8 protein-coding genes and 2 rRNA genes are annotated in these 11,575 nt (G+C 44.9%); 4 read left to right on the plus strand and 6 right to left on the minus strand.

The annotated features are described in order from the left end of the window. The 3 genes from L5M11_RS16045 to L5M11_RS16055 all read left to right on the plus strand — a co-directional run. Nucleotides 1-229: ribosomal RNA gene (locus L5M11_RS16045) — 23S ribosomal RNA — on the plus strand; the annotation flags it as partial. A 189-nt stretch (nucleotides 230-418) separates the two neighbouring features. Further along, nucleotides 419-534: ribosomal RNA gene (gene rrf / locus L5M11_RS16050) — 5S ribosomal RNA — on the plus strand. Nucleotides 535-834: 300 nt separating this feature from the next. Next, entirely contained in the window at nucleotides 835-3,285 is a 2,451-nt protein-coding gene (locus L5M11_RS16055; protein WP_263192711.1) for a GGDEF domain-containing phosphodiesterase, read from the plus strand. Here the strand turns inward: L5M11_RS16055 and L5M11_RS16060 are convergent. Beyond that, entirely contained in the window at nucleotides 3,242-4,225 is a 984-nt protein-coding gene (locus L5M11_RS16060; RefSeq protein ID WP_198573810.1) for an alpha/beta fold hydrolase, read from the minus strand. The two genes, L5M11_RS16055 and L5M11_RS16060, sit on opposite strands and share 44 nt — an antisense overlap. A 95-nt stretch (nucleotides 4,226-4,320) precedes the next feature. Continuing rightward, a complete protein-coding gene (locus tag L5M11_RS16065; protein ID WP_263192713.1) occupies nucleotides 4,321-6,132 on the minus strand; it encodes a DUF885 domain-containing protein in 1,812 nt (603 codons plus the stop codon). A gap of 210 nt (nucleotides 6,133-6,342) precedes the next feature. On the opposite strand from L5M11_RS16065, the gene add reads away from it, so the two are divergent. Next, on the plus strand, nucleotides 6,343-7,338 hold the full coding sequence (add, locus tag L5M11_RS16070) for an adenosine deaminase (RefSeq protein WP_263192714.1): 996 nt from the start codon (nucleotides 6,343-6,345) through the stop codon (nucleotides 7,336-7,338). A gap of 364 nt (nucleotides 7,339-7,702) precedes the next feature. Here the strand turns inward: add and hemN are convergent, their stop codons facing one another. The 4 genes from hemN to L5M11_RS16090 all read right to left on the minus strand — a co-directional run bounded on the left by hemN (nucleotide 7,703) and on the right by L5M11_RS16090 (nucleotide 11,171). Next, nucleotides 7,703-9,079 carry an oxygen-independent coproporphyrinogen III oxidase gene (gene hemN / locus L5M11_RS16075; RefSeq protein ID WP_006084752.1) on the minus strand — a complete coding sequence of 459 codons (1,377 nt, stop codon included), beginning with the start codon at nucleotides 9,077-9,079 and terminating at the stop codon, nucleotides 7,703-7,705. Nucleotides 9,080-9,340: 261 nt separating this feature from the next. Then, nucleotides 9,341-9,808, minus strand: a complete 468-nt coding sequence (locus L5M11_RS16080; protein ID WP_263192716.1) for a DUF2489 domain-containing protein — start codon at nucleotides 9,806-9,808, stop codon at nucleotides 9,341-9,343. Nucleotides 9,809-9,881: 73 nt separating this feature from the next. Further along, on the minus strand, nucleotides 9,882-10,442 hold the full coding sequence (gene yihI, locus L5M11_RS16085) for a Der GTPase-activating protein YihI (RefSeq protein WP_105250763.1): 561 nt from the start codon (nucleotides 10,440-10,442) through the stop codon (nucleotides 9,882-9,884). A 90-nt stretch (nucleotides 10,443-10,532) separates the two neighbouring features. Beyond that, nucleotides 10,533-11,171, minus strand: a complete 639-nt coding sequence (locus L5M11_RS16090) for a class I SAM-dependent methyltransferase (RefSeq protein ID WP_263192718.1) — start codon at nucleotides 11,169-11,171, stop codon at nucleotides 10,533-10,535. Nucleotides 11,172-11,575 lie beyond the last annotated feature (404 nt).

Raw genomic sequence — 11,575 nt, forward strand, 5'->3', positions numbered from 1 at the left:
CGAACCGCTGGTGTTCGGGTTGTCATGCCAATGGCATTGCCCGGTAGCTACGTTCGGAATCGATAACCGCTGAAAGCATCTAAGCGGGAAGCGAGCCCTAAGATGAGTCATCCCTAGGAATTTAATTCCTCTAAAGAGCCGTTCGAGACTAGGACGTTGATAGGCATGGTGTGTAAGCGTTGTGAGGCGTTGAGCTAACATGTACTAATGACTCGAGAGGCTTAACCATACAACCCAGATGGGTTTTACAAAGAAGCCTTAGACAGAATATCGACACTTGATGAAGTGGTCATAAAATGCTCCTGCATTTATGACATCAAGTACATCCTTGTACTTGTTGAACTCAAACAAAGCAAATCAGCTTTCCGAATTATTATTAGCGTGAGCCAGAGATGGACACGGTAATAAACAGAATTTGCTTGGTGACAATAGCCTTGTGGAACCACCTGATCCCATCCCGAACTCAGAAGTGAAACGCAAACGCGCCGATGGTAGTGTGGGGTCTCCCCATGTGAGAGTAGGTCATCGCCAAGCGCCTAATTATCTCATTGAGATGTAACCAAGCCAGCTGAATAAGCTGGCTTTTTTGCGTCTGTAATTTGTAGAAATTGTCATTTAAAGACCAATGCTATCGAGTATTGTTCTATTCATTTTAGTTTTGGTTCTTCTGCTAGTTCTTTACGTTTTTTCCTTCCTTTATTTCAGACTTTTATACTCTAAGTTGATTATTTACATGAAGATCTCGCTTAGTTTGATAAGTCCTTTTGCTTAGTGGTTAGTTTCCCGTTAGCATACAAAAATATTAATTTTTTTGTTAACGGCCATCTGTTGCCTATGCTTCGTAAGCTTTCGCTCGCGGTATTGCTTCCTCTTTGTATGCTGACCCTATATTTAGTGTTGGTCATAGGCGAGTACCTGTTCGAAAGTGATCAAGTTAGGGCTGAACTTGCGCAGCGACAGTCGGTTTTGATAAAGCAACAGTTGTTCCGCATGCAGAATGTGGTTCAATCGGCGCAAGCTTTACAGGATGTGGAGCGGATTGAGCAGGAAGTTTCCTTAGCTGCGCTGGATATGGGCACTATGGTGTATATCTTGGTTGATGCTGAAAGCCGTATTCGTTTTGCTAATCATACTGTGTGGCGTGATAGCAATGCGACTCAAGTCATCGATGGTTATGATGCAGACCTTCACCGCTCTGTGGTTCAAGCTTTTCTTCCGCAGATCCTCGTTAATCTCGACCGTTTAACTATTCAAGCATATTATCCCGTTCTTCCCCAGTATGGTGGGGCTGTTGATTTGATTTATCTTGAAGCCGATTTAGCCCCTTTAGTGGCCGAAGCTTCTGCTAAGTTACAGCAACGTTTTATGCGGGTTTGGGGCCTTGGCGGATTATTGCTGATTGGCTTTACCTTTATTTTATATTTCCTGTTGATCCGCCCATTCCAAATGTTGAGCGAGGCAGCTAAGCAGGTAGGCACTTCTTCCTTTTCGACATCGATACCTTGGAGTTCATCTGAAGTTTTATCTTTGCAAGCCAGTTTGCAGCAGGCACATGAGCGTTTAAGTCGGGCAGTTAAACAGCTGAATGACAGTGAATTGCGTTGGTTATTTGCTGTGGAAGGTTCGCGTAACGGTATTTGGGATTGGGATATTAGTACTGGGGAGGTTTTTCTTTCTGATCGCTGGAAAGAGATGATTGGTTATGCGCCTGATGAATTGGCTGGAGTATTCCAGACATGGGAGACGCGGTTACATCCCGAAGATAAGCAGATTGTGTTAGATGCTTTACAGGAATACGTTAGCGGAAAGAGTAAAGAATTTGAAAGTGTTCACCGTTTACGGCATAGAGATGGCCATTATGTGTGGGTGTTAGACCGAGGTATGTTAGTTGATTGGGATCCCCAAGGGCGCCCGACTCGCATGATAGGCATTCATATGGATGTGTCAGAAAGCGCGAAGAACCATGCTGCAATTACTGAGCTTGTGGATCAATCTGTTGTCGGTCGCAAGATGTTGCCCGATGTCTTTATGGGGCGTTTATCGCAATTTTTAACCCAAGGTAATAGTTCGGGGCAATGGGGAGCATTGCTGCTCGTTGAGGTGGATCGCTTAGGATTGGTCGCCACTTTAAATTCCCATGAATTAGAGCGCTTGTTAACGCAAATCGCGGCCCGTTTATCGAGTTATTTCACTGAAAATATAACGGTCGGCCGATTAGAGTCTGGTAATTTCGTTTTGCTTGCTAAAGATTTAGCGGCAGATGCGTCAGTCGCTGCTCGTCGTGCTTTAGCCCTTGCGAGTGAGTTAAGGCAAGTGATTGCTCGACCATTCCATTACGGTCATCATCACTTTGAGCTGAGCGCGTGTGTGGGGATCTGTTTACTCGATAGTATAGAAACCTTAGATCCTGCTTTAGTGATGCGTCGTGCCGAGTTGGCAACGTTAAGCGCTAAGCAAGCAGGTCAAGCTGGGTGCGCTTTTTACCATGCTGAAATGGACTTTCGCCAGAGCCGTGATGAGCTGTTGCAACAGGAATTACAAACCGCATTACAACAAGATAGCTTAACGTTAATGTTCCAGCCTGTGATCAATGCGACCAGTGAACTTGTCTCGGCTGAAGTGCTCACGCGTTGGTATCGTGCTGATGGAGAGTTTATTCCGCCAGCTGAATTTGTGGCATTAGCAGAACAAGGGGGAATTATTGCTGAGCTTGATCTTTGGGTGGCTAAGCGGGTGTGTCTGTTTATTCAGAAATCGCGGGCTCAAGGAAGGAGTTTGCCTCCTTTGACTCTCAATATCAGTGCATTCTCATTTGGTCAGGCTGATTTTGTTGATGCATTCGTTGGGTTAGTTAAGGAGCATGGTATTGTGGCTAATCAACTGGGTATTGAGCTCAATGAGGCCGCATTGTTAATGCAACCACAGTTTGTCGATGAGCGTGTCTCTAAGTTAGTTGAAGCAGGTGTAGGCATCATCCTCGATCATTTCGGTTCGGGTTTGAGTGCCTTGAGCTGCTTAGCTAATCAGCCATTAGTTGCGGTTAAATTGGATATGAGTTGTATCTATTCATTAACCACAATGCCAACAAAAGTGAATGTACTGATTACCTCTGCGCGGCAATTCAATTTGAGCGTTGTCGCCAAAGGTGTCGAATCATCCCAACAATATCAAGCTTTTGTTGAACTTGGCTGTGATGGCTATCAGGGCTATTTATTCAGTCGAGCCTTAAACCAAGCGGACTTTATCCAGCTTGTTTGTCCTCGTCCTTTATTGCGTAGCGTTTAAAGAAGTCGAGAGCATAGTTTAAGGCTTGGTTTCGGCAGGCGTCTTTTTCCATAAAAATCTCATGGGCGGCCCCAGCGATTACTTTCAATTGGCAATGGGTACTCACGGCGAGATTCTGGGCCGCATTATCAACAATCTTATCTTCACTCGCTTGCAGTATCAGTATCGGAGTGCGAATTTGTGCCGTTGCCAGTACGCAAGTATCTGCCGCATCTAAAGATTCAGTCAACCAACGGTTAGTGGGTGAACCGAGTTGTAACTTAGGAGCAGCATCATACAATTCTCGGTAGGCTTGGTATCGGCTTTGGCTGTGAGTTAGCTCATTCCCTTTGAATGGAACAGGTTTATAGTTTTGTCCTGCAAGTACATAATTAGGCTCGCCACCATTGAGTGTGGTATCGAGTTTACTGGCTAACCAGCGTACGAACGCTTTTGGCATAGGTAATTTAATGCCATACATGGGCGCTGAAAATGCCGCGGCGGTAAAAATATCGGGATGCTGTTTGAGATACAAAGTGCCAATCGCGCCACCCATTGAATGGCCAAGTAGCATGAGTTGTTTGTCGTTTTGTGGTAACACTATCTTCTGCATAAATAGTGCAAAATCATCAATATAATCATTGAATCTTCGCACATGGCCCATGTGTGGATTGATTGTCATACGATCTGACAGCCCTTGGCCACGGTGATCTATGGCATAAACAGAGTAACCTTGTTGGTATAAGTCGAAGACCAATTCTTGATACTTTAAATAGGACTCGACTCGGCCACTGCTGAGAACGATTGCGGTATGCGCTTGGGGATGTTTGACCATCATATAGGCCAGCGTGACGCCGTCGGCAGAGGCTAGCGTGTCTTGAACAACGCTTTGCCAGAAGGCTTGCTGCTCTGAGGTATTTAAATCGTGTTCAGTCGAAAATGTCGCTTTGGCTTGGCTCATACTCAGTCGCAAATCATTTGGCTTGAATGGTTTGTTAGAGTGTAACAGACAACCATGGGAGTCTGAAAATACCGACTCCCATGAATTTCATTAACTTAGCGTGTCGCCTTTTTCGCTTCAATAAAATCATTGATTTGCTGTTCGAGGATCGACATAGGTACAGAGCCATTTTCGAGCACAGCATCGTGGAATGCACGAATATCAAATTTGTCGCCGAGTTCCTGTTCTGACTTGGCACGTAATCGTTTGATTGTTAACTCACCAATCTTGTAGGACAAGGCTTGTCCTGGCCACGAAATATAGCGGTCAATTTCGGTAGTGACATTGTGCAGTGATAGTGCGGTATTGCTGGCCATAAAGTCGATGGCTTGTTGACGACTCCATCCTTGGGCGTGCATGCCAGTATCTACGACTAAACGGGCCGCGCGCCACATTTCATAGGTTAAGCGCCCAAAGTTACTATATGGATCTTGGTAGAAACCAGCTTCTAAACCTAAATATTCGCAATATAACCCCCATCCTTCACCAAAGGCAGATATATAGCCATAACGACGGAAATCTGGGAGTGAGGTTAGCTCAGAGTTGAGTGATATTTGCAGATGATGACCAGGTACGGCTTCGTGCAAGGTTAAGGCTTCTAGCTCGTAGAGTGGGCGCTTATCCAATGCATAAGTGTTGACCCAGTAGTAACCGGGTTCATCATCGCTGTTCGATCCTGAATATCGCCCAGTGGTGTATTTCGGTGCAATTTCGGCGGGCACTGGCGCTATACCATAGGGTTGGCGTGGGAGTTTGCCGAAGTACTTAGGTAGCATGGCATCGGCTTTTTTGGCAATAAATGCCGCTTCTTTGAGTAACTGCTCGGCACTGGTGGTGTAGAACTGGGGATCGGTCCGCAGGAAATGTAAGAAGTCGGCAAAGCTGCCTTTAAAACCTACTGACGCGATGATTTGTTCCATTTCTTGGCGGATACGTTGTACTTCTTTTAAGCCCAGTTCATGCACTTGCGTCGACGTCATATTCAAGGTCGTATAATAACGTACCCTATTCTCATAAAATTCTGCGCCGTTAGGTAAACTACTGGCCGCGATATTTTCCCGTGCATTGGGAATGTACTCTTTAGTCATGAAATCATAAAAGTTTTGGTACAGAGGTAGAACTTTTTGCTCAACTAAAGCGCGGCCTTCTTGGGTCAGCTGAGTTTTTTGTGCCTCAGTGAAATAGCTGGGATATTGAGTAAAAGGTTTGAAATAACTGCTCTTTTCAACAGGGACGATATAAGCACTGATACTGTCTTCAAAGCCATTGAGTGTTACTTTTGGCGGCGTTATTCCCTCGGCTAATCCTTGTTTTAGCCAGTGGGTTTGCTGGGCGAAATAGGTAGGGAGAGTATTGAGTTTGGCAATATAGTTGCGGTAATCCTCAAGGGTGCTGAATCTTCCCTGTGCGATTGACGTGATATAAGCGTGGAAGCCGCTTTCCGCCGTAATGGGCAGGTAATAATCCTTGAAACGATATAGGTCGACATCGTTTTGGATCTGATCTTCCAGTATTTGAGCGTTAATCTTATCTTCTTTACTCAAACTGCTGCGGTCGAGTACTTTGAGCTGCGCTAGTACTGCGATTTGACCTTGATTAAGCTTAGCGAGCGCGGCTGGCGAGAGATCCGCTAATTTTCCTGCTGCACTGGCATCGCCCATGCTGTAAGCCATTTCAGGACTCGCACTGAGCTGTAATTGCCAGCTTGGGTCGATAATCGCTTGCAGCGCGGGAGCGATTGGCTCAACTTGCGACTGTGCTGCTGATATTGTCTGTGCCGATGGGGTTTGAATATTTTTTGTGGTTTGAGTGGCACTGCAGGCGCCTAATGCGCATATCAATAAACTGGGGGTTAAGAGTTTATGCATGTTAGATCTCTGATATTTTCTTTGTTATTGAAGTCATTATGCCTGATGAATGCGGCCGTTCCTTGTATGGATATTAAGCAGAATTGTGACTGAATGTGAATTTAAATGCGTTTGGCGCATAAATGCCCCCGAAAATGCGTGTTAAACTTAGTGTCCGCCCGCGACCAAATAACAAAAGCATTGGCTGGGTAGTTCAAATAGGGGTTAAATATGATTGATACATCCATTCCATTGGTGGATCTGCATCGTCACCTAGACGGTAATGTGCGGGTAAATACCATTTGGGAACTAGGACACCAACACGGCATTGCGCTACCTGCCGATTCTTTAGAGACACTCGCACCTTTTGTGCAAATTCAGGGGAAAGAAACTAGCTTAGTCGCCTTCTTAAAGAAGCTCGATTGGATGGTTGCTGTACTCGCAGATTTGGATGCGGTTAAACGCGTCGCCTATGAAAACGTTGCCGATGCGGCGTTATCTGGCTTAGATTACGCTGAGTTACGTTTTAGTCCTTACTATATGGCGATGAACCATAAGTTACCGATTGAAGGCGTAGTTGAGGCGGTAGTTGACGGCGTTAAAGCGGGCTTAAAAGACTATAACGTGAAGATCAATTTGATTGGCATTATGTCACGTTCATTTGGTCAAGCTGCTTGTACTCAAGAACTTGAAGGCTTACTCGCCCATAAACAACATCTCGTGGCTATGGACTTAGCCGGTGATGAATTAGGCTTCCCTGGCGAGTTATTTAACGATCACTTTAAACGTGTTCGTGATGCTGGCCTTGCGATTACGGCTCACGCCGGTGAAGCTGCGGGTTCACAAAGTATGTGGCAAGCGATTCAAGAACTTGGCGCAACTCGAATTGGTCATGGGGTGAACGCGATTCACGATCCTAAGCTGATGGAATATCTTGCTAAGCACCGTATTGGCATCGAATCTTGCCCAACCAGTAACTTGCATACTTCTACTGTGGCTTCTTACGCTGAGCATCCATTCAGAACCTTTATGGATGCAGGCGTGTTGATAAGCCTAAATACCGATGATCCCGGTGTGAGCGCTATCGATATTAATCATGAGTATCGTATCGCCAAATCTGAACTCAAGTTAACCGATGCTGAGTTAGCGCAGGTGCAACGTAACGGCGTTGAAATGGCATTTTTATCGGACAGTGAGCGCAAAGCACTCTATGTCGCTAAGGTATAAGTAATACCAATCACATTTAAATATCTAATCAGTTCAGAGCCTCACAGGCATTTCAATCCGAGGCGCATTGACGCAGAAATGGTTATTCCCTTTTTAGTCAATGCAACACGGGAGTGGGATGCCTGTGTGGCTCCCAAGGGTCGGGTTTCAACGCGCTTTATACTGCGTTTAAGGCTTTCGACAGAGCACCACTATGCCTTCAAGCCTTCGCCTTGTCTAAAGCGCGTTGAACTCCCGCTGAATGAACAGATATTTAATACGATTGGTATAAGCTCTGAGTCATTAATAAAAATAGCTATAAATAAAAAATCCGACTCTAGAGTCGGATTTTTTGTGAGCGTTTGCGAGTGCAGCAATAAGCGTTTTAGATCACGCGTGAGAACTGTTGCTGACGCGCTTTTTGACGATAGTAAAGATCGAAGCACATACAGATATTGCGGATCAATAAACGGCCAGTAGGGCTGATAGTGATCTGTCTGTCGACGATTTCAACTAACTTATCATCGATAAATGTCTGCATTAACTTAAGATCTTCTGCGAAATAGGTTTCGAAGTTAATCCCCAGTTTCTCATCAATTTTCGCCATATCCAGTTCGAAGTGGCAAATCAGCTGTTTAATCACGACGCGGCGGATTTCATCATCACGGTTTAGGCTGCAACCTTTCCACAAAGCATGGCCTTCCTTATCTATGGCCTCATAGTAAGGGCGGATATCTTTCTGGTTTTGCGCATAGCAGTCGCCAATCTGACTGATGGATGATACGCCAAGACCTAACAAATCGCATTCTTCTTGGGTGGTATAACCTTGGAAGTTGCGGTGCAGTCTGCCTTCGCGCTGCAACTTGGCTAACTCGTCATCGGGTTTAGCAAAGTGGTCCATACCGATATATTGGTAGCCAGCGCCAGTTAAGGTCTCAATAGTTTGGTGCAGCATTTCGAGTTTTTGTTTTGGCGAAGGTAAATGCTCGTCTTTGATCTTACGTTGAGCGGCAAAGCGCGCAGGTAAGTGAGCATAGTTAAATACCGACAGACGGTCAGGCGATAAATCTAAAACGCGCTGCATAGTGACGGCAAAAGTTTCTGGCGTTTGGTGTGGCAAACCATAGATTAAATCTATGTTGGTCGACACAAAACCCATGGCTTTCGCTTTAGCCATTAAGTCGAAGATAAATTGCTCATCTTGTTCGCGATTAACGGCAATTTGCACTTCTTTATTGAAATCTTGTACGCCGATGGAGATACGGTTAAAGCCCGCTTCTTTCAACGTGTCGAGCATTGACAGCTCTATCTCGCGAGGATCGACTTCAATTGAGTACTCGCCTTCTTCCGCAAAGTTAAAGTTAGCTTTAATCAATGACGTAAGTTTAAGAATCTGCTCTGGATTTAAGAACGTGGGTGTACCGCCGCCCCAATGCATTTGGGTCACACTGTAATGTTTGAACAGGGGCGCACGTTTGATAATTTCTTGGCTCAAATATTCAATGTACTGATCGGCTTTGTGTTGGTGGCGGGTGATGACTTTATTACAGCCGCAGTAATAACAAAGCTTGGCGCAGAACGGGATATGAATATACAGCGACAGTTTATCGCTTTTGCTATTTTCAATGGCCGTCAGCAGGTTTTGTTCGGTGAATGTGTCATCGAACTCTAATGCCGTTGGGTAAGAGGTATAACGGGGACCGCTGTAGTTATATTTTTCGATCATCGACTGATCCCAGCTAATCTGAGTGGGCTGCTTCAAGGCGTGTCCTCCGTGGGTAAATTAGCAACAAGCGAAGTATGCAAGGTTCTTAAGTAAATAAACTTGATCTAGGTTGTAAAAATGACGTCTGTCATTTTAGAAGTTACGCAATATCTATCAAAAAAGTACGCTTGTCTGTCGATATTTGGCGGTTTTGTGCGCAGGCTCACGGGAGTAAGGAGGGTAAGATTGGTGCGGGTTTTATCGAGATAACCTCAAAACCACAATATAAGTGGTCTTGAGGTATAGCAATGGGCTGGTTTAATGCATCGCTTTGGCTTGGTAATCCGACAGTTTTTTCGCATCATCACTAATGCCTTGCTCTAATGCGGCTTCGGACTTCATTCTGATCAAGTCTAACTTCATTCTTTCTTGCTTAGGCAAGGCTTGACGAGCATCCATGATGGGATGATTTTTAATTAACTCAAAGTGTTTGAATAATGAAGGGTAATCGGGAGCCACACGCTCACTTAATGACAGGATTTCAAATAATCGCCCAATCCTGACCACGCCTTCAGAGATCTCACAGCGGTCTTCAATCATAGCGGTGGCGATATAGCGGATATCATCTAAAACTTGGGCGCGTTTTGCATTCGCCGTGACTTCACGCTCGGCTTGTTCAGCCTGCTGACGCTTTTTTTGCTGCTTGAGTTTTAGGATTAAGAAGGTGGCGTAGCTACTTAGCGCTACTTTGATGATAAAACCGAGAATAATGATAGTCGTAGACACAGAGACTCCTTATATGAATGGCATAAGGAGCCACAGCTAAAAACTGAGTTCCCTATGCCTTAGCACTGAGAGGTTAGAACTTGTCTTGATAATCTTTTAGTAAGTCAGCGCCTGATTCGAACTTGTCGAACAACTCATCGTCAGACAAAGACTTAGCAGGTGATGAAGGTGTGTCATCATCCATATCGTCACTAATGCCCAGTTTAATCATCAGAGCTTCAATCTTATTTAGCTGTTGATCTAACCACTTTTGGTCAACCTCGTTGAGGTCGCGGCCTTCTTCAAGCATATCTAACAGCTGATTTAGTCTTGGATCTTCTTCCAATTTCAGCAGTTTTTGCTCGTCAGTCAGCTTAGCTTGTTTCACTTTTGGCTGAGCGGCTTTATCTGTTACCACTGCCGCAGGAATCGCTAAAGCCACAGGCTTTTTACTGCCATGACGCGGGTCTTTTTTCTTAGCGGCCTGCTGTTGCGGCGCTTGCGCTAAAATTAAGCTTTCGTTATGACGACTACCTGATTTATTGCCAGAATCTTTACGTTTGCCAGTCGCTACAGCGCGATCTTGCTTCTTCACTCTTGGCTGTAACTTAGGGCTGTTCTCGCCGCCCTTGCGTGTTTTCTTGCTACGAGACATGGTCTTCTCAATTATTTACAACGTATGGCCTTGCAGACTAAGGGTGAGCTTGTCTACAAGGTGCGAAATTAGGCCGAGTGTTATACCAGATTATGATGTTTTTTGCATCAAAACGAGGTCCTTTGCGGCAAATAATAGATCAAAATCGCTATTGTTTGCGAGGTACTCGAAGGTTTGTCGCTGATAAAAGCTCACATGGGTGAGGTTGTTCTTATAATGCCACTTAGCAAAACCATCTAATCCAGTCAGTAATGGTGTGCTTATCGCTAACCAACCACCAGAATGCAGTAGCCGAGAGAGCAAAGTCCACTCTTTTATAGGGTTTTGAAAATGCTCAAACACCCGATAACAGCAGATAAAATCATACTCTAGCTTTAACACGTCATGATTAGGGGCAAAAAAGGGATCATATTGATTTAACTTGTGGCCCGCATTTTCTATGGTCGTCAGGCTCTCATCATCGAGTATGCGGCCAAAATTCAATCCTAATAAACAGCCCGCTTGTCGCTGCTCTAATTGCGCTAACAGCGGCAAAATAAATTGCGATAACTGTTTTTGCTTCGACGCTATGCGGGAACGACCGTATCTTTGCTTCTCTGCCGCGGGGGGTAAATGGCTATTCGCATCCGCAAAGGTTAACTCACATGTCTTGCAAACATAAAAACTCCGCTTTTTATCTTGATGAAGGAGTCGTGTCTGACTGTTATGACAAAGAGGGCATCTGGGCATTGAGTCTGCTGAAGTGGTTATTAAGGCTTTGATTGTACCAATTATATTGGTTGAGTGCACATTTTAGACACTAATGGGGTGTTACAAAAGAAAAAAGGCGGCAGTTTAACTGCCGCCTTACAAAGGGTGCTTTAGCACCTTATCCTGATTCCAAGTATCCATACTTGCTATGCGACTTTCCCGGTCGGTATCCTTCTTTTTTTTACTGCTTTCCCTGCATTATTTTTGTTAACGGTCTTCCAGACACTTTATTTTTTCTGTCGCCATCCTGACTACAGTTTCCGTAGATGGTCTCGCGACACATCTTTTAAAGCATCGTCATCATTGACGTCGAGTTAACCATCCATGTTACTTAAGTACCTTCCTGTGATAACAAGCATCCAGCCAGTGCATCCTAAGCTTAT

It is taken from the genome of Shewanella sp. SM87, assembly GCF_025653705.1.
GTDB classification, from domain to species: domain Bacteria; phylum Pseudomonadota; class Gammaproteobacteria; order Enterobacterales; family Shewanellaceae; genus Shewanella; species Shewanella oncorhynchi.